The 19035-nt window shown below is 38.8% G+C and carries 23 protein-coding genes and 1 pseudogene; 12 read left to right on the top strand and 12 right to left on the bottom strand.

All coding sequences use genetic code 11. The features are described 5' to 3' along the window. Positions 1-59: 59 nt before the first annotated feature. Together B0I26_RS09165 and B0I26_RS09160 are read right to left on the bottom strand one after the other, a co-directional pair. On the bottom strand, positions 60-1259 hold the full coding sequence (locus B0I26_RS09165; protein WP_111645145.1) for an ABC transporter permease: 1200 nt from the start codon (positions 1257-1259) through the stop codon (positions 60-62). Beyond that, the gene (locus tag B0I26_RS09160; RefSeq protein ID WP_111645144.1) at positions 1256-1993 is read right to left on the bottom strand and encodes an ABC transporter ATP-binding protein; all 738 of its coding nucleotides are present in this window, start codon (positions 1991-1993) and stop codon (positions 1256-1258) included. The genes B0I26_RS09165 and B0I26_RS09160 overlap by 4 nt, the downstream gene beginning before the upstream one ends. Before the next feature lie 590 nt (positions 1994-2583). Here B0I26_RS09160 and B0I26_RS09155 point away from each other — a divergent pair. Next, entirely contained in the window at positions 2584-3006 is a 423-nt protein-coding gene (locus tag B0I26_RS09155) for an HIT family protein (RefSeq protein ID WP_111645143.1), read from the top strand. Positions 3007-3079: 73 nt separating this feature from the next. Here the strand turns inward: B0I26_RS09155 and B0I26_RS09150 are convergent, their stop codons facing one another. Continuing rightward, entirely contained in the window at positions 3080-3928 is an 849-nt protein-coding gene (locus B0I26_RS09150; protein WP_111645142.1) for a peptidylprolyl isomerase, read from the bottom strand. Between the two features lie 223 nt (positions 3929-4151). Here B0I26_RS09150 and B0I26_RS09145 point away from each other — a divergent pair, with 223 nt between their 5' ends. Then, the gene (locus B0I26_RS09145; RefSeq protein ID WP_111645141.1) at positions 4152-4238 is read left to right on the top strand and encodes a YjcZ family sporulation protein; all 87 of its coding nucleotides are present in this window, start codon (positions 4152-4154) and stop codon (positions 4236-4238) included. A gap of 141 nt (positions 4239-4379) precedes the next feature. On the opposite strand, the gene B0I26_RS09140 is transcribed toward B0I26_RS09145, so the two are convergent. After that, positions 4380-4559: a hypothetical protein gene (locus tag B0I26_RS09140; RefSeq protein WP_111645140.1), complete on the bottom strand. Its 180-nt coding sequence runs from the start codon at positions 4557-4559 to the stop codon at positions 4380-4382. A gap of 169 nt (positions 4560-4728) precedes the next feature. Between B0I26_RS09140 and B0I26_RS09135 the strand changes: the two genes are divergently transcribed. Next, positions 4729-5076 (top strand): YhaI family protein, encoded by a 348-nt coding sequence (locus B0I26_RS09135; RefSeq protein ID WP_111645139.1) that lies wholly within the window; start codon positions 4729-4731, stop codon positions 5074-5076. Here B0I26_RS09135 and B0I26_RS09130 read toward each other — a convergent pair. Beyond that, a pseudogene (locus tag B0I26_RS09130) lies at positions 5071-5671 on the bottom strand (HTH-type transcriptional regulator Hpr). The gene B0I26_RS09135 and the pseudogene B0I26_RS09130 overlap by 6 nt on opposite strands. 260 nt (positions 5672-5931) lie before the next feature. Between B0I26_RS09130 and B0I26_RS09125 the strand changes: the two are divergent. Beyond that, complete coding sequence (locus tag B0I26_RS09125; protein ID WP_111645138.1) at positions 5932-6120, top strand: hypothetical protein; 189 nt, start codon at positions 5932-5934, stop codon at positions 6118-6120. 48 nt (positions 6121-6168) lie between these two features. Here the strand turns inward: B0I26_RS09125 and B0I26_RS09120 are convergent, their stop codons facing one another. The 6 genes from B0I26_RS09120 to B0I26_RS09095 all read right to left on the bottom strand — a co-directional run bounded on the left by B0I26_RS09120 (position 6169) and on the right by B0I26_RS09095 (position 11687). Continuing rightward, positions 6169-6693, bottom strand: a complete 525-nt coding sequence (locus B0I26_RS09120; protein ID WP_111645137.1) for a tryptophan transporter — start codon at positions 6691-6693, stop codon at positions 6169-6171. Positions 6694-6821: 128 nt separating this feature from the next. Beyond that, the gene (serC, locus tag B0I26_RS09115) at positions 6822-7904 is read right to left on the bottom strand and encodes a 3-phosphoserine/phosphohydroxythreonine transaminase (RefSeq protein WP_111645136.1); all 1083 of its coding nucleotides are present in this window, start codon (positions 7902-7904) and stop codon (positions 6822-6824) included. Positions 7905-8106: 202 nt separating this feature from the next. Beyond that, the gene (locus tag B0I26_RS09110; protein ID WP_111645135.1) at positions 8107-8295 is read right to left on the bottom strand and encodes a sporulation YhaL family protein; all 189 of its coding nucleotides are present in this window, start codon (positions 8293-8295) and stop codon (positions 8107-8109) included. Between the two features lie 190 nt (positions 8296-8485). Then, positions 8486-9430 carry a 3'-5' exoribonuclease YhaM gene (gene yhaM, locus B0I26_RS09105; protein WP_111645134.1) on the bottom strand — a complete coding sequence of 315 codons (945 nt, stop codon included), beginning with the start codon at positions 9428-9430 and terminating at the stop codon, positions 8486-8488. A gap of 129 nt (positions 9431-9559) precedes the next feature. Beyond that, complete coding sequence (locus tag B0I26_RS09100; protein ID WP_111645133.1) at positions 9560-10795, bottom strand: ABC transporter permease; 1236 nt, start codon at positions 10793-10795, stop codon at positions 9560-9562. Further along, positions 10788-11687 carry an ABC transporter ATP-binding protein gene (locus B0I26_RS09095; protein WP_111645132.1) on the bottom strand — a complete coding sequence of 300 codons (900 nt, stop codon included), beginning with the start codon at positions 11685-11687 and terminating at the stop codon, positions 10788-10790. Before B0I26_RS09095 ends, B0I26_RS09100 begins: the two co-directional genes overlap by 8 nt. 165 nt (positions 11688-11852) lie before the next feature. On the opposite strand from B0I26_RS09095, the gene B0I26_RS09090 reads away from it, so the two are divergent. The 8 genes from B0I26_RS09090 (at position 11853) to B0I26_RS09055 (ending at position 17375) form a co-directional block, all read left to right on the top strand. Beyond that, positions 11853-12038 (top strand): YhzD family protein, encoded by a 186-nt coding sequence (locus tag B0I26_RS09090; RefSeq protein WP_111645131.1) that lies wholly within the window; start codon positions 11853-11855, stop codon positions 12036-12038. Between the two features lie 246 nt (positions 12039-12284). Then, complete coding sequence (locus B0I26_RS09085; protein WP_111645130.1) at positions 12285-12977, top strand: copper amine oxidase N-terminal domain-containing protein; 693 nt, start codon at positions 12285-12287, stop codon at positions 12975-12977. Positions 12978-12996: 19 nt separating this feature from the next. Continuing rightward, positions 12997-13326: a hypothetical protein gene (locus B0I26_RS09080; RefSeq protein ID WP_111645129.1), complete on the top strand. Its 330-nt coding sequence runs from the start codon at positions 12997-12999 to the stop codon at positions 13324-13326. 2 nt (positions 13327-13328) lie between these two features. Next, complete coding sequence (locus B0I26_RS09075) at positions 13329-14264, top strand: FAD:protein FMN transferase (protein WP_111645128.1); 936 nt, start codon at positions 13329-13331, stop codon at positions 14262-14264. A 2-nt stretch (positions 14265-14266) separates the two neighbouring features. Beyond that, entirely contained in the window at positions 14267-14851 is a 585-nt protein-coding gene (locus B0I26_RS09070; protein ID WP_111645127.1) for a ferric reductase-like transmembrane domain-containing protein, read from the top strand. Further along, complete coding sequence (locus tag B0I26_RS09065) at positions 14826-15506, top strand: response regulator transcription factor (RefSeq protein ID WP_111645126.1); 681 nt, start codon at positions 14826-14828, stop codon at positions 15504-15506. Before B0I26_RS09070 ends, B0I26_RS09065 begins: the two co-directional genes overlap by 26 nt. Then, positions 15487-16809, top strand: a complete 1323-nt coding sequence (locus tag B0I26_RS09060; protein ID WP_111645125.1) for a sensor histidine kinase — start codon at positions 15487-15489, stop codon at positions 16807-16809. Before B0I26_RS09065 ends, B0I26_RS09060 begins: the two co-directional genes overlap by 20 nt. A gap of 23 nt (positions 16810-16832) precedes the next feature. Further along, positions 16833-17375, top strand: coding sequence for a hypothetical protein (locus tag B0I26_RS09055; protein ID WP_111645124.1), 543 nt, complete (start codon positions 16833-16835; stop codon positions 17373-17375). A 78-nt stretch (positions 17376-17453) separates the two neighbouring features. Here the strand turns inward: B0I26_RS09055 and B0I26_RS09050 are convergent, their stop codons facing one another. After that, on the bottom strand, positions 17454-18956 hold the full coding sequence (locus tag B0I26_RS09050; protein WP_111645233.1) for a coproporphyrinogen III oxidase: 1503 nt from the start codon (positions 18954-18956) through the stop codon (positions 17454-17456). Positions 18957-19035 lie beyond the last annotated feature (79 nt).

The following is a 19035-nucleotide window of genomic DNA, read 5'->3' as shown; positions in this document are numbered from 1 at the left end:
CATCCTTTTTGTCATGTCATCTTAGTCATATTTACGGATAAAAAAGATGGAAGTTTCCACTAACTCCATTTTTTTTGTGCATATAGAAATAAAAATAGGTAACTAAATAGTATTCCGCTAATAAATGACAACATCCCAACAAGGAAATGGCTTGTCAGCAGAACAAACACAGATAAAATGACCGTTTGTATGGTCAGCAATGTAAATAAAAACCTTAATAATGTGATTTTTTTCTGTTCATTTGCAAGCGGATACAGCTTCAGTATCATTTTTGTACGATGATGGCGCGACAACGTATACAGCTGAAATCCTGTTGCATAGATAAAAAACAATAACACGGCACTTTTTCCATAACTAGACGGAACCATATAAATAAGCAGACAGGCAATAATGATAAGGCGGATATAAAGCCCAAAATAGTCGCTCGCTCGAAAAAATGTCCGCATATATAAATACAAAAACGTGTTTTCTTGACGATACGAAACGAGCGGTAAAAATACATCAAGCCATTTTCGGCGTTTCACCTGCTCTTTCAGCTGCGGCACGTCAGTAAATAAATTCGCAAGGCGGTAAAATGTCATCATGCGCTTTGCATCTTGATGAATGAGACGTTCCCATTTCAATCCTTTTTGCTTTGTCGCCTTTGCAAAATAGCCGAGCAATATGAGCATCATCACGAATAAACTTGCCGTAAAACCGATAGACGCTTCGGCAAGCAAAAAATATATAAATAAGAAATTGAGTAGCAAACGCACGCCCCAGCTTAACCGATACATCATTGGCTCAATAAAGTAATTTCCTTTCCAAATCATCCACATGTTCCAAACTTTCAGCAGCAACAACACAATAAATAGAAACCAAATTGGCACATGTGAAAATTTGATATACAAAGGCGAAATAGCCGCAATGACAATAAGAAGCGTATATATTTGCATCATCAGGCTAAAAAGAAAGGCACGTTGAAAATAAGGACCCAGCTGCTTTTCTGCCGGCAGTAAAAAGACGAGATCTGCTTCTTTCAAAAGTGTTTGCACCGGACTGTGCGTTAAAAACGGCGCCAAAACCAATGCAACGACAAATGCAAATGGGAAATCATGCGGCAATCCATTCACCCATTGTTTATAAATAACGGCACCTGCACCAATTCCAATTAACAAGATAAATAATAGATGGTCATTAAGCATATAGCGCAAGTAGCGCTTAAGTTCGTTGAAATAAGCAATGACCCGCTGTTTCCATAACTGCTTGCCATCAATCATACTTCTTCTTCCTTTGTCAGTTGGATATAAATTTGATCAAGTGTAGCTGACGGCAGCTGAAATTGCTGGCGCAGCTCTTCCAGCGTACCTTTCGCTCTTATTTTTCCATTATGAAGAATGACAAATGAATCACAATACCGCTCGGCTGTCGCTAAAATATGAGTCGACATTAAAATCCCCGCTCCTCTTTCCTTCATCGCATTTATTAAATCAAGCAGCGACTGAATCCCAAGCGGATCAAGACCGACAAACGGCTCGTCGATAATATAAAGAGGAGGTTCAATTAAAAAGGCGCACATAATCATGACTTTTTGCTTCATGCCTTTCGAAAAATGGGCAGGAAACCATTTTAACTTTTTCTCCATCCGGAATTCTTTTAACAGCCGCTCTAATCGCTGCTCATATTCGTGTTTATTTAAGCCGTATGCCATCGCTGTCAATTCCAAATGTTCCTGTAACGTCAACTCATCGTAAAGAATCGGCGTTTCCGGTATGTACGTAAATTGGGAACGGTAGGCAGCCGGATCGTCAGCGAACGTCTTTCCATTAATCGAAACCGTTCCTTTTCTCGGTTCCATCAGTCCGATAATATGTTTGATCGTTGTGCTTTTCCCGGCTCCGTTTAAGCCGATAAGCCCGACGATTTCCTTCCGGTTTACAACAAATGAAACATCTTCAAGCACGTTTTTATTTGTATATCCTCCGTAAAGGTTTTGCACTTCAAGCAATGTCATATTTCCTTTATCCTCTCTAATCCCATGATTTATTTTTATTGTATCAAAGCAAGAAGCTCCTTTCCAAAAATATCTGCAAAAAAACCGTATAGTCTTTTCATTTCCGGGCATCATAATGAACGAAGAGGGGATGATGTTTGAACATTGAAATGAGGTGTTTACGAAAGACTACTTCCTGTAGTATCACACTCATTTTCTCTTTACCTTACCTGAAACAGGGGATGGTCATCTTGAACAAAGTGAGCAAAACACTGCGAGTTTAAGAACACACTTTTTGAAATGAGGTGTCTACGGCACGCGAGAAACACTAGAAGTTCTCAACAGTTGCCTATAAAAACTCTTTCGTAAATGAGGTGTTCATCAAAGATCATCAATTGTAGTTGTAGGACTTAAAAAATACCTGCAATGATAAAGGGATGATCAACCTAAGCAGAAAGCAACTCACTTCCTATCCCATTTATCAATGAGGTATCTATAAAAACTCTTCCCCTTTTCACACAGACAGAGTGTACACAAATCCGCTGTACACTCTGTTTCTTTTTTTGTGTTACAATACGAATAAAAAAATGAAAAGGAAAGGATGAGATATAATGAGCGATTGCATTTTTTGCAAAATCATCAATGGGGACATTCCGTGTGCAAAAGTATACGAAGATGAACATGTTATCGCTTTTCTTGACATTAGCCAAGTGACAAAAGGTCATACATTAGTGATACCAAAGGTACATAAAAAAGATGTGTTTGAACTTACACCGGAAATCGCCGGAAAATTGTTTTCCGTTGTTCCAAAAATTGCGAATGCTATTAATGAAAGCTTTTCACCAATTGGATTAAATATTTTAAACAACAATAAAGAGCCTGCTGGACAAACCGTCTTCCATTTCCATATGCATTTAATCCCGCGCTATGGAAAAGGCGACGGATTCGGAGCTGTTTGGAAGTCGCATCAAAGCCAGTACTCGTTTGAAGACTTGCAGGAAATCGCTTCCGCTATTCACTCTGCCATTCAATGATAAAAAGGGATGTCTTATTACATATGAGACATCCCTTTTTTATCCAATCATGACTCGCTCTGAATCAGCCTCGTTATTCCTTCTCACTAGATTCAAAAACCTCTTTTAATTGATCATCATTGACTTTTACGTCCGCTTTCTTAACTAATTTTTCCACTTCAGACTGAACTTTCGCAGGATCGAGCTTGCTCTTCTTAAGCTCCCACTCAATTTCTTCTTTCATTTCTTCAAAGGATTTTTTCTTTTCTTTATCGGTTACTTTAATAATGTGGTAACCATATTCCGATTTTACTGGTTTGCTGATTTCTCCTGCTTTTAACGCATATGCCGCATCTTCAAATTCTTTCACCATTTCTCCTGAGCCAAACCATCCTAAATCGCCGCCTTTTTCCGCAGATCCCGGATCTTTAGAATATTCTTTCGCAAGCTTTGCAAAATCTTCTCCCTTATCAAGCTTTGCTTTAATTTCGTTTGCTGTTTTTTCATCATCCACTAAAATATGGCTTGCTTTTATCTTTGGCTTGTATTCGTCATAATACTTTTTCATTTCTTCTTCTGTTACTTTAATATCCTTCATCGCTGCTTTTTGCCGTAAAAGATCGAGCTTCACCATATCTCTAATGGCTTGCTCGCCGTTTTGCTGAACAGCGATTTCATATTGCGCGCCATACATTTTTTTTAATTTTTCCATTTCTTTTTCAATCTCTTTATCGGTTACTTTAAATTCTTTGCTTAATACTTTTTCATGCACAAGGTCGCGAATGACATCTTTTCCAAAGCGCTCTTTCATCACATTATAAAATTCTTCTTTTGTAATATCGCCTGCTTTTGTTTCTACAATTACTTCCGAATCTCCGCCATTGCAGGCAGATAAAGCAAAAAGAGAAGCAGCAGTCGATAAAGCAAGAACCCACTTTTTCATTCTTTTCACAACTCCTACATTCCAAATTTTTTACGTGACAAAAATCACAACAATAACTATATCATATTTGTTCAAGATAAAAAAATTTTTTCCTACTCCTTTTGCCAACTATGTAATTTGCCTATACGCAAATTCATTAATTTACATATGATAAAGTGTCTCGTTCATCAAATACGCTAAATATTCAAAAGAACTCTCCCTTCAACGAAAGGAGGTGCTGTAGATGAGCGCAGGTTATGCAGGCGGCTTTGCGTTAATCGTTGTATTGTTTATCTTATTAATTATCGTTGGTTGTGCGTGCTTATATTAATTAAGATAAACAAAAACAGGCTGACCCAAAAAAGTAAGTGTCAGACCCCACATCATAATATTATAGGACATCGCAACGGATAGAACATTATAATATTATGAGTTATCCGTGAGGTCAGACATTATAGGTCAGCCCTTTTTTCTATGTAAATAGTACCTCAATATAAGAAGTAATAAGCAAGATGGTAATAAGTACATTAATCGTCCGAAACACTTTTGGCTGTTTGTCTTCGGGAATTTCCCTTTGGACACAAAGTGTATTTGTCAGTTTATTAATATAGAATAAAATGACAACAGCAAGAGGGATAAAATACAATGCCAAGTTTGCTCCCCTCCTATCTTCCCCGACAAAATAGATGACTCATTTACTTTACAACGTTTTATAAAAGAAATCAATATGGCCTTCACGATAATTCCCTATTGGTTGTTGACAGCAATTTAGGTAAAATATACATGATAATGACAGATTGCCTAATTAAAGGAGTACCGTTATGGATACACTCGAAGAACGAATCGCGAAATTAGAATATCACCAATCTTTATTATTGGAAATGATCGATGGAACGAAAAAACCATTTTATCAACTCATTATAAAAGCAAACTTAGCAAAAGAAGAAGCAGACGAAGTCATCCAGCTATGCCAGCAATTAAGTGAAGAGTACGAAAAACAGAAAGCGGAAGGTCTTATTGTGTTCACCCCGCTCCTTACTCAATTTGCCGGAATGCTTCACCCTAAGCTTCCGCTCGAACAAACGATTGACGCTTTGCTGCGCCAAAATATGTTTGTACCGCTTATGCAAGAATTTAAGAAAATCATTGCCGACTTGAATGATTTATGAATGAGTTACCGGTTCCTCTTTGGTTTCTTTGCTTTCTTTGCGCTTAAGCAATTTGCCGTTCTTTTCAACAAAATCGTTTTCGATATTCTCAAATGATTTTTCAAAAATTTGCATAAAATCATCGCCATATATATTGCGGATAATACACATCATTTCTAAAATTTCTGGAAACTTTCCGTACAAATCACGTAAAGGTAAAGCTCCGTTAAATACTGCATTTTGCGTTGGATCATACGATTCCATCAATTTCAGCAAAATCTCTTCGCCTTTTTCTGTCAGTTCAATATAGGTGTTTCGTTTGTCACTTTCTTTCTTGGAAAAAGATAACAACCCCCGCTCTTCTAGTTTTTTCGAGAAATTAAAAGCCGTGGAAACGTGCATGACACCAAATTTAGCAATTTCTGAAATAGACGCCCCTTTTAAATGATAAGCGATCCATAAAATATGATGTTCATTAAATATTAAGGTCAAATGGTTTAATCCATTGCTGCCAATCTTTTTCAATTGATTTCCATAGCGCTTTGCTCAACTGGGCAATACGCTGACTGAATAACATCGCCTCTTTTATAGAATAGTTTCGCTCTGTACCTTTCATCTTTCCACCCACTCTTCCCTCACCATATCTATATTTTTATTATCTATTATGCCAATAAAATAAAGATTAATAAAGAAAAAAATTTTTGAATTTTTAAATAGATAAATCAGCATCGAAAATCGCTAATTACTTTTATTCAATGATTGTATTCTATCAGCTTATGAAATTTTCTTTTGTTTTATTAGAAAAATAGTCGTCTTGTCTTATTCATAGTTAGCAATGAAATTACATACAGTAAGTAGTAAAAAGGGGAGATACCAATGATTTACGCAATATCCATTTTCTATATGATAAGCGCCATTTTTTCTTACTTAGCTATCACGACGTTTCTTTCGTTAAATAAAGCAAGAATGTACCCGCCAAAGCAAGTATTGAAGAAAAAAATAGGTTTGTATATAACGGGTGCGCTTTTATGCATTCTAATTGGCTGGTCTTTTCAGTATTTTTAAAAGAAAACAGTGAAAAACCCGACCATAAAGATCGGGTTTTTTATTATGCTACGGTTGAGCAGCCAAGTTGGCGCGTTTGAAAATCGATTGAACAATTGGATATATAATCACCATAGCGATTGTATTGACAACCACGGCCGGTAAAACAACAGCTGCAAATAACCCTGAAAAAGTCGCGCCACCTGGAAGACCGACAAGCAATAATGCCGCTGTTAAAAATACGGCACCGGATACAACCGTACCGACAGCGGTCAAAATGGCTGCCGCTATGACCGACTGGCTGTATTTTTTCACAAGTAAAAGCAGCGCTGCGAAAACAATGGCGGTAATCGGTTTATCAACCATGTTCGGAAGCAAGCCCCCCGGAAAACTCGTCGTCACACCGGAAATAATTCCTGTTACGATTCCTAATAAACCAACTGTTTTTTTCGAAGGAACAAGCAAAATGCCAAGGAACATCATCGTCAGCATCATATCCGGCTTCATGCCAAAGAAAAATCCGGGAATGACCGCATGCAGAACTGCTCCGATTCCAACTAACAACGCAAGTGAAACTAAAACTCTCGTATTCATTTCTCATCTCTCCTCATCTAATCTAGCTGTTCATTTCCCCAATAGTGCCCTCGATGCCTATTGCGGGAAACTTAGGTTTATTATAACACTTTATAATCTATAGTGAAATATAGTAAAAAGAAAAAATTTCAAATAAATCTTTGTTGAAATTCTCTCATAAAATCAGCTAACGCTTCACACGCTTCAAGCGGAACGGCATTATAGATAGACGCGCGGCAGCCGCCGACGGAACGGTGGCCAGCCAGCCCGACAAATCCCCGTTCTTTTGCTTCCGCTAAAAACGTTTTCGTCAACTCATCATTCGGCAATGTAAACGTTACATTCATAAACGAACGGCTTCCCTTTTCTGCATGCGGTGAGTAAAAGCCTTTGCTTTCGTCAATGCAGCGATATAAAATATCTGCCTTTTCTTTATTGCGTTTTTCAATGATGCTGATCCCGCCTTGCTCATCCACCCATTCAAGCACAAGAGAAAGCATATAAATGGCGAATGTCGGCGGCGTATTGTATAACGAATTGCTTGAGCTGTAAGTATTGTAGTTCAGCATTGTCGGGAGATGATCAGGAATGTTTTCAAGCAAGTCTTTTCGAATAATAACGACGGTAACACCGGATGGTCCCAAGTTTTTTTGTGCTCCCGCATAAATCAATGCAAACTTTTTCACATCAACTTCCCGGCTTAAAATATCGCTCGACATATCGGCAATTAAATCGACAGGTAAATCAGGAAACTCATGCCACTGCGTGCCGAAAATCGTATTGTTCGATGTAATATGTAAATAAGCGGTCCGCTCAGAAAGCTGAATATGTTCCAATGCCGGAATGTGTGTATAGTTGGCTTCTTTGCTTGATGCAGCGACATGCGTCTCACCAATTTTTTTTGCCTCTTTTAACGCTTTTTCCGACCATGCTCCCGTCAGTACATAGTTGGCAACTTTCCCTTCATGAAGCAAATTCATTGGTACCATTGAAAATTGCAGGCTCGCTCCGCCCTGCAAAAATAAAATGTCATGTGTGTCAGGAATGTTCATGAGCTTTCTTAATAACTGTTTTGCTTTGTTGTGCACCTCATCATATTCTTTGCTGCGATGGCTCAATTCCATCACTGACATACCGGTATTTTGAAAATTAAGCAATTCTTCCTGTGCGCGTTGTAACACCGGAAGCGGCAATGCAGACGGTCCTGCGTTAAAATTGTATGCTCGTTTCACGTTCAATCCCCCGCTTTATCTCTTTAGTGAATAACAGTTACTATTATCCTAACATGAAATCATAAAAAATAAAGAGAATTTTGAATAAATTACACAAAAAAATAAAGGATCAGACCGCTAAGTATCTGACCTTGCACGCATCCATAATATATAACTGTGTCGTGCCCTATATATGATCATTGAGGAGGCCGACATTTTGTTTTTAGGTCATCCTTTTTATCTGCTGCCGGCGCTCTCTTTCTTCCCTAATCCGTTCTATATATACTTCTCCTTCTTTTTCAATAAAAGCTGCGTCAATTTCCCGGTCTTTTTTCGCTGTGCGAATCGTCATATAGCCGCTTACAACGATTCCCATCAGGACTAAATAAATCCACCAAGGCACGCTCAGCACCGATAATCCCCCCTTGTAAACTTGTCTTACTTCAACTATACGCAGTTAGATTTCATTGTATACATAAAAAAGCTGTCTTATAAGGGTCTGACCTCACATACTAATCATGATATATAATGTATTTCAGCTAATGTCATACACTACATATCATGGCGGAGGGGTCTGACCTTGCTTTTAAGACAGCGTCTTTTCACTGATGAAACGTCGGTTTGTAGAAAGAACGATTATCAAGCGCAAAAATTTTCTCGGTAAACTCGCCTGGCTTTACTTTTTCGAGCGCACGATCAAGCATATTCATCTTCGCATCTAAATTATCAATATAGTGAAGAATTTCTGCTTCTTTCACCATCGGCGGTTTTGGACTTCCCCACTCTGCCTTGCCATGATGAGAAAGTACCATATGCTGCAAGATCACCACTTCTTCACCGGTAATTCCTAAATGTTCAGCTGCTTTGCCAATTTCATTAACCATAATCGAGATATGTCCGAGCAAATTTCCTGCTACTGTATACGTTGTCGAAATCGGCCCCGATAACTCAATCACTTTTCCAAGGTCATGCAAAATGACGCCGGCATATAATAAATCTTTATCTAATGACGGATAAAGATTAGCAATCGCTTTTGCTAAGTCAAGCATAGAAACAACGTGATACGCCAAACCTGAAATATATTCGTGATGATTTTTCGTTGCCGCTGGATATTCAAGAAATTCGTTTTGATATTTTTTTAATAAATGTCTTGTAATTCGTTGAATATTTGGGTTTTTCATTTCAAAAATATATTTTGTAATTTTATCAATCATTTCTTCCCGCTTCATCGGCGCCACTTCAAGAAAGTCGGCAACCCGCACTGGATCACTGCTGTTTGCCGGGCGGATGTTTCGAATTTTCAGCTGTGTTCGGCCGCGGTAATTATTAATATCACCAAACACTTTGACGATGCTTTCCGGCACATACACAGCCTCATCTTCCGGAGACGCATCCCACAGCTTTGCTTCAATTTCGCCGGTTTTATCTTGCAAAATCAGCGTTAAAAACGGTTTACCGTTGCTGGCAATGCCTTTTGTCACCGTTTTGATAAGCAAATAAATATCGACCTGCTGGCCGACTTCGTAATGAATAATTCCTTTTGTCAAGCTATTCTCCTCCGTTTCGCGTTCAACGTATATTCATTATATCACATGAGCCTATTATGCAAATAATGACTACGATAAAAGCAAAAGGCTCGGCTTGCCAATTTGGCGAAAGCGAGCCTTGATTTATCACTATTTTTTCGTCAGTTGCAGCGCTTTTTTAATGTCTTTGAACGATGTCGTTTTTCCGTACATCAACACGCCGCCGCGATATACTTTTGCCCCAAAATAGGCGAAGAAACTGATTGTCGCTACTAATAAACCAATGCTTAAAGCAACTTCCCATATCGAGACATTTAACATCCCGACACGCAAAAACATAATCATTGGCGCAAAAAACGGAATAAACGATGTCACTGTGATGAAAGGAGCTTCTGGATCACTCAAGCCAAACATTGCAATAAAAAAAGCAGCAACAACTAATAATGTAACAGGAGTAATCATTTGCTGCACTTCTTCAATGCGGCTCACGAGCGAACCGAGCAAAGCGAATAAAGTCGCGTATAAAAAGTAACCGAGCAAGAAAAAGACAACGGCATAAACAAGAGTTGCAACTGGAATTTGCTCAAAACCAAAAATAGAGGTCATCTCACTATTTCCTTTGATCGATGTATAACCGATCACAAAAAGGAGGATAAACTGCGTTAAACTCAATAACGCAACGCCAAAAATTTTGCCAAACATTTGCTGTACAGGCGAAGCGCTCGAAATTAATATTTCCATGACGCGGGACGATTTTTCCGTTGCCACTTCCATCGTAATCATGTTGCCGTACATAATCACAAAAATATAAATCGCAAATAATAAAATATATACAAGCGAACGCGCCTGATTTAATTCTTCCTCTGTTTTGGCATTTTTCTCTAATGCCACTTTGTCAAACACAACCGGTTCATACAATTCCTTTACCTGTTCAGGGCTTAATCCGATTTTCGCCGTCGCTAATGTTGTTTTGATCTGCTGCAATGCGTGCTCTAATTGTAAAAGCGTGTCACTATCGGCTACTGTCATTGCATAATAAGCTGCCTTTGGTAATTGTTTATCGTCATAGCCAAGAACAACATACGCCTGCCACTCTCCGTTTTGTACTTTTTCTTTTGCCTTCTCTTCCGTTCCTTTAAACATTTGTAAGTCTATATCTTTTTTCCCGCTTGTTTTCAGCTGCGCTTTTAACGGCTCATACAGCTTATTTGTTTTATCAATAACAGCAACCGTTTTTGTTTCATCATCGCTAAAAAATTCAATAATATGATTTAAGTTTGCCACTCCAAAAACAAGCAGAGCCGTAATCATCGTCGTAATCAGAAACGATTTCGATTTTAATTTTGTGAAATACGTATGCGCTAAAACAATCCAAAATTTATTCATATGACGCACCTACTTTTTCAATAAAAATGTCATTCAAAGACGGTTCCTCAAGAGCAAATTTGCGAATAAATCCTTTTCCAGCAATATGAGACAAAATGCGCTGAGAAATTTCTTCATTTTCAATTTGCAGATGAATCCCTTCCGCTGTCGTCTTCGCTTTCACAACACCGGGAAACTCATGTAAATCATTAAGCGGAAAGTCCGCATGAATGACAACGTTCTTTTTGCCGAATGAACGTTTTATCTCTTTTAACGTGCCATGCACAACCGGCTTGCCACGATGCATAATACAAAGATGCTCGCAAAGCTCTTCGACATGCTCCATTCGATGGCTCGAAAAGACAATGGTTGTTCCTGCGTTTTTCAAATCAATGACAGCTTCCTTTAATTGTTCTACATTCACGGGATCGAGTCCGCTGAAAGGTTCATCTAAGATGAGCAGCTTCGGTTTATGAATGACGGAAGCAATAAATTGAATTTTTTGCTGATTTCCTTTTGACAGTTCTTCTACCCGCTTGTTCGCATAATCGGGTACTTTAAACCGCTCCAGCCAATGTTCCATTTCTTTTATAATGGCTGGCTTGCCAAGTCCACGTAATCGGCCCAGATATATAAGTTGTTCTTTTACTTTCAATTTCGGATACAATCCCCGTTCTTCCGGCAAATAACCAATGAGGTGGCTGCTTGCATAATCAATCGGCTCACCGTTCCACGTAATCTCTCCCTCTGTCGGGTCTAATAATCCTAATATCATGCGGAACGTTGTTGTTTTGCCGGCACCGTTTGCCCCTAAAAAGCCGAACATTTCCCCCTCAGGAATTTCCAGTGTCAAATGGTCAACTGCCGTAAAATCCCCAAACCGTTTTATCACATTTTGCAAGCGCAAGCTCATACATAAAAACTCCTCTCAACTTCACATTTGTTAATAAACACCAAAAATTCCAACATTATATTACACGTTTATTTTAACGAAAAGTTCCATCTTTTTTGAAGGAAAATTGCGAAAATAAAAAGAATAGTAGTCAGTGAAAACCAATCATCAAGGAGGGAAGCGCCGATGAAAACATATACGTTAACGGTATTTGAGAAAAACGGCGAAAAGTTGTTAGACGAAACTTTTGAAGCAGCGAGCGAAGAGGAAGCAAAAAAAATCGGCGAACAGAAGCTAAGAGAAAAAAACTGCCACGAAAAAACATACCGCTGTACATCTTCAAGCGGCAAATTGATTCTTTTCCATCGTTAAAAAGGGGCTTGCCCGTAAGTGTCTGACCTCACATGTATTTCACATGTATTCACATATATAGCTCATTTATCCAATATTATGTCCTATTATACTGTATTTCGGGGTCTGACACTTGCCTTTGGGTCAGCCCCTTTTATTTGTTGAAACGATTTTTCCGGCACATCTTTATTTCCTTTTTTTCATTTTCTTTTCAGAATTTACTTTTAAAATAATCCCAAAAGGAAGTAGAAAAAGGGGGAAACCGCAATGAGAAAAATTTTTTCCATTCTAAGTTTCATTTTCTTTATTTCAGCAACAGCCGGATTTCATGCTGCATTCGTTCAAGCTGACGATGATGAGAAGAAATACGAAGAAAGAGGAGAATATGAACATGAAAACGATGATGAGTACGATCACGATGATGACGAACGGTATGAGGAGGAATATGATGAAGAATATGATGAAGAATTTGAAGAAGAAAGAAATGCAAACGGTAGCTATTATGAGCAAAATACCGGCACTTCTGAAAAACGAATCACATTAAAGCAAGAATATTGGTACAAGTGGTCGCGCTCTCCTGAAGCACCTGATAAATTTGCAGCAACACCAATCTCTTCAGAAAAAACCGTGCCAATTCAATTTAAAGAAAAAGACTTGCTGTATACGAACGTCATTCCTATGAAAGGGCAGCTATTTGTTCCGCTTGAGGAAACGGCACAACACTTAGGTGCTTCAGTTATTGTATATTCAACATCAAAAATAGCTGAAATCAAACTCAATGACAAACTTTTGATTGTAAAAAACGGCTCAAGGGCAGCTTACGAAAATATGAAAAAGACACCAATGCCTCTCCCTATTTTTGAAAAAAATCAAAAACTTTATATTCCAATCAGCGTTTTAGCGAACAGTTTAGGATTTCAAGTTACATGGACAAAGCAACAGCAAATACTCGTTTATTAGAAAGCAGGTGAAGTTCTTTATGAGAACAAATAAATGGACAAAATGGATTGTAGGATTAGGCGGTATTACTGTATTTACAAGCTTTCTTCAGCTGGTAAACAATTCGGACGCACATGACAACGGGCAGCAAAACAAGACGCAAATCTCATTAAAAGAAGAAACCGTTTCATCTCAAAATAATAGTGTAGAAGTGAATGAAGCAAAAAAACAGCGTGAGCAGCTGCTGCTGTCGCTAGATTGGGATGAAGGAAATTGGGATGTCGAATATTCGAACGAAGCCATTATCGCCATACCGAAAACACAAACTTCCCGATTGCAGCCGGCAGAAAACCGGACAAGGAGATCATAACAATGGGTGAAGAACAATCATTATCAATGAACGGTATGGGAACGGCTATTAATGTTCGAGTAATAGAGTACAAGCGGTCGCTCAACTGGAAGCTGCTTGTGCAAACTTGGTTTACTACTTTTGAAAAGATTTGCTCCCGTTTCCTAGATGACAGCGAATTAACTAAATTAAATCAGGTCCCTGCTGAGACAGTGATACAAATTCACCCTATTCTCTATGACGTCCTGCAAACAGCGTTCGAATATGCGGTAAAGACGGAATTTTATTTTAACCCATTTGTAGGAACTATCATGAAAAATATAGGTTATACGCAATCTTTTCACAAGCAGCATTTTTTACCCGAACATAAAGAAAATATTGATTTATTTCGTGTGCCGTCTGCAAACAGCTTGTCGTTTTTTCCCGCATTAAAAGCTGTAATCAAACATACAACCGAGGAAATTGACCTTGGAGGAATCGGCAAAGGCTGGAGTGTCGATAAAGCATACCATTTATTAAGAGACTTAGGGATAAACGCTGGAGTTATTGATGCGGGAGGTGATATGTTCATTTGGGGAGATGCCGGCAGAAAAATAGGAGTTGCAAATCCTTTTGCAGAAAACGAAGATATCGCACAATTTTTTATTTCTTCCGGCGCAATCGCAACATCCAATGTTCTTTACCGAAGCTGGAAAGTAAACGGAGACACCGTTCATCATATCATTAACGGCCAGACTGGAAAAAATCCGGTCAGCGATGTTGTCCAGGCAACCGTTTTTGCTGAGTGCGTCTCAGAAGCAGAAGTGATTGCGAAAGTACTTTGCATGCTTCCTTCTCGTCAAGGTGTGCAATGGTTAAAAGAAAAATTTCCGCAATCAGCGTGTATGATCGTGACCGAAAGCAGAGAGTTGCTTATAACTCCTTCTATTTCGCGTTATATTGAAAGGCTGGCGATTTAAAGATGATTGAATTTTCTACTTGGGAATGGATTCGCGCTTCTGGATTAAGCGCCTATTTTCTCCTTTTTATATCTATCTGCTTTGGCATCATGCAAAATATGAGCATCATCCCAAGAAATATCGGCAAGCACTTTCTTGTCATCCATCAAACAGCTGGATGGCTCGCATTTTTGTTCGCATTTTTGCACGGCTTTTTACTCTACTTTGATCGTTATCAGCCATTTTCGCTACTCGAAATTTTTGTACCGTTCCTTGCAAAATATAAACCTTTTTTTACAGGATTAGGAATCATCTCTTTTTATTCAATGTTTCTCCTATTTTTAACAAGCGATTTACTAAAAAAAGTAGGGCGAAATATATGGAAAACCGTCCATCTTCTTATTTTGCCAAACTTTATCTTTGCAAGTATACACGGAATGTTTGTTGGAAGCGACGCAGATGAAACATGGGTGAAAATCATTTATATCAGCAGTATATCCATTTTTTTATTATTAATGATTTTTCGTTTTCTTACAAAACCGCCAAAACATTTAAAAAATCATCACAATGAAGGTGGGAAAGATGTATATTCTCTTGGCAGAAGATGATATGCGGCTTGGCAAGCTGATTGTTCATATGCTGAAAAAAGAAAATCATACTGTTGATTGGGTGCAAAACGGGGAAGATGCATATTATTTTGCGAAACAAGCAAGTTATGATTTATTAATTCTCGATTGGATGATGCCAATTAAAGAAGGAACCGAAGTTTGCAAAACATTGCGCAAGGAAGGCTTTAACGGAGCTATTCTCATGCTGACAGCGAGAGATGCACTTGAAGATCGGGTGAAAGGCCTAGACTTAGGAGCGGACGACTATATTGTCAAACCATTTGAATTTTCCGAACTTCTTGCCCGAATTCGTGCTCTCGCCAGAAGAGCAACAAAACCATTTCAAACCGAAAAACTTTCTCTAGGAGACTTATCTCTTCATCTAAGTGAATACTCTATCAAAAAAGGAGGTAAAAAAATTTCATTAACAAACCGCGAATTTCAATTAATGGAATTATTTATGCGCAATCCGAATCAAATTTTGCCCCGCGAACTGATTATTGAACGAATTTGGGGGTTAGACGCTAATATTACAAGCAATAATATCGACTCCTTTATTCGTCTTTTACGAAAAAAACTTGGGGATGACGGTACGCTTATTCAAAATATTCGAGGGGTAGGTTATAAGCTTAGCGATGAACGACAAAATGTTTAAAAAAATCCGCTTCCGTCTCACTCTTCTTTTTACAAGTCTTATCGTTATCTTTTTAATATCGTTCACAGTCATCAGTTACAGCCTGCTGTCATCGCTAATTACAAATAAACAAAAAGAGCAAGTGATTACATTAGCTGAGGCAGAATATGCTGAACATAAAAACGAGCTTTTTCATTGGTATGATCATGCCAAAAATGTAAGCAGTAACAAAGCGAGAAATGATTATCTTGAGTACAATCCAGAAGCTCCATTTTTCTATTATGTCATAACGCGGAACGGGGAGATACTAGACGGAGACGAATCTTTTCCAGAGTTGCGCGAAAATATACTAAAAACGATTCACGGATGGATTCCGCAAAACGAAGAAGTGCGCCATGAAACAATCAAAATGCAAAACGGAAAAACAATATCATTGCTGCTTTCCGGAAAATCCGTATTTAAAAATGGGGTATATATTGGAACGATTTATACCGGAACAAATATTACAATGCAAACCTATGTTGTAAAAACTTCATTAATGATATTAAGCTTAATTTCGCTCGTATTTATCGGTCTGTCTGCTTTGCTCGGCTACTATATGTCCGGAAAAGCGATGGTGCCAATAGCCAAGTCTTTTCAGAAACAAAAAGAGTTTGTTGCCAATGCCTCCCATGAGCTGCGTACACCGCTTAGTATTTTCCAATCATCCCTTGAAGTCATCGAAGCGGATGAAAGAGAGAAAATGGGCGAATTTTCCTTGCTAGTATTAGATGATATGAAAGATGAAGTAAAAAGAATGACAAAATTAATTAATGACTTATTGCTGCTCGCCCGCTCCGATGCCGATGCTGTCGAGTTGAATAAACAATGGTTTGAGCTTGAGCCGATTATTAATGAATTGATAAGGAAATGCCTCCCTTGGGCGGAACAAAAAAATATTGAATTTCTCACGAATATACAAGAAGGAATAACAATGTACGGGGATAAAGAGAGAATTACGCAGCTGCTTCTTATTTTGCTCGATAATGCCGTAAAGTACAATGTCGAAAATGGACTCATTCGCATTATGATATCGCGTGAATCGCAAAATATAAAAATCGAAATAAACGATACGGGGATCGGCATACCGAAAGAACATCTGCATCACATCTTTGAACGATTTTACCGCGTAAGTAAAGCGCGATCACGCCAACTTGAAGGAAATGGGATTGGCCTTTCGATTGCACAATGGATTGTTGACACTCATGGTGGAACAATCAGCGTACAGAGCGAAGAAGGAAAAGGAAGTTGTTTTATCGTTACGCTTCCGCAGCCTATTCAATAACTTCAAAATAGGGAGTGGAGTTTATGAAAAAATTAATGATGGTGTCCGTGTTTATTTTTATGCTCAATATCGCTTACGGACAAGCGATTCCTGTTTTTGCTGATGATGAAGAATATGAAGAATATGAGGGGCATGAAGAAGAAAACGAAAATGAAGCCTTTGTTGAAGAAGGTGGAGAATTATTAGGATGGGGAGCGGTTGCTGCCACAGTCGCTGCCGGAACTCTTTTTCCTTTACGGCGGAAAATTTCCTTTTTTACAAAAACAATTCCAAATGGGAAATCATTATTTATCAATCTATTAAGAACACTTACAAAGTGGCATATTCCAATCGGGGCAGCTGCCGTTACATTAGCTTCCATACATGGGATATTAATGTATATGGCAGAAGGAGAATTGACACTCCGTGAATATGCGGGAATCGCCGCTGCTGGATTGATGATTACAGCAGCCGTTATCGGTATGATGCTTGCCAAAAATAAAGCGAATTCTTCCATTCGTTTCGCCCATATTGGAATGTTATTGATGGCTAGTATGCTAATCATTTTCCACATTATCATCTCATAGTCATGAATAAAGGCTGGCTCCAAAATGTCTGACCTCCCGTAAAAACCATTGATCTGACAGTCAGGCCAGCCTTTCATGTTAAAATATTTCTTTCATTATCTTTAGCTTTTCTTCCGTATAATACACATAATTATCATTATAAGCTTTCGGTTCTTTCGGATTGGCAAAGCGCGTGATTTTCCCTGTCTCTGGATGAACAAATTTGCTCGATGCACCGCAGCCGAGCCCAATGATCGATTGCTTCTCTTCCATAATCATAATGTTATAAATGCTTTCTTGCCCTGGAAGTGCGTAGCCGACATTCTCAAGGTTGCCAAGAATATTTTTTTGGCGATATAAGTAATAAGGAACGTAACCATGCTGCTTCGTCCACTGTTGCGCATTTTTCATCATCATGCTGATTTCATCTCGGTCAGCAACTTTGTATTTTTCTTTGTTTTTCGTCATTTCGGAAGCGCGCTTAAATGACAGCGTATGAACGGTCAATGATTCCGGCATTAATTTTTCTGTTTCCGCCAATGTGTAGTTAAATTCTTCTACTCCCTCTCCCGGAAGACCGATAATTAAATCCATGTTAATGTTGTTCATGCCCATGCTGCGCGCGAGATGAAACTTTTCAATCGTTTCTTCCACCGTATGATGGCGGCCGATCGCTTTTAACGTTTCTTGAATGTATGATTGCGGATTGATGCTGATTCGGTCGATGTTCCACTTTTTGAGCACTTCCAGTTTCTCCGGGGTAATCGTATCGGGACGCCCGGCTTCCACAGTAATTTCGCGGACGCGCTCTACATTTGGAAATGATTCGTACATCTCTTCATAAAGCATGTCCATTTCTTCCGCGGTAATGCTTGTCGGTGTGCCGCCGCCGTAATAAATCGTTGTGATGTTAATGCCGCGCTCTTTTAAAAAGCGGCCAATCTCCCTCATTTCATAATGAAGCCCGCCTAAAAACGAATCAACAGAGCCTTGGCGCCCGTTAATCGCATAAGCCGGGAACGTGCAATACGCGCATTTCGTCGGACAAAACGGAATGCCGATATAAATACTCACTTCATGTGCCAAATGGTATAAATCAGGCACGACCGCCAGCTGCCGGTCAACAATTTGCTGCATGAGACGAATTTTTTCATCTGTTACTAAATAGTCTTCCCGCAATTGTTTATGTGCTTCTTCCTTAGAAATTCCGGATTGCAGCTTTTGATGCAAAAGCTTTACAGGGCGGACACCCGTTAAAATGCCCCAATGCTGCAACAGGCCTGTATATTCCTGAAGCAATGTTAAATACACGTGGGAAACGGAATTTTTCACTTGTTTAAAACGTTCTTTTTCGTCTGTGTACAAACGCAAATCTTTTTCATAGCCCGCTTCAAACGTTTTTCCTGTTGCTGCTTCGCGAAGCGTTCCTCGAACATGCAATGGATCATTACCGTTTAACTCAAAAGTAACGATGACATCTGGAGCATCTATCGATAAGAGTGAGATTTCATTTTCCTCAAAAAATAAATCCGTTATCACTTCAAGCGGTCGCTGAAACTTTTCCACATGATGCAACCCATTGATTTGAATTCGCAATCGAATCACCTTTCATTTGAAATTCCATGTCAAACTTATATAAGTGTACAGAAGATAACGAAAGTTCGTCAAGAAAACGATGATA

The sequence above is a fragment of the Paranoxybacillus vitaminiphilus genome, from assembly GCF_003259935.1.
In the GTDB taxonomy this organism is placed as follows: Bacteria; Bacillota; Bacilli; order Bacillales; family Anoxybacillaceae; genus Paranoxybacillus; species Paranoxybacillus vitaminiphilus.
This window is presented reverse-complemented; position numbering and strand designations above follow the sequence as displayed.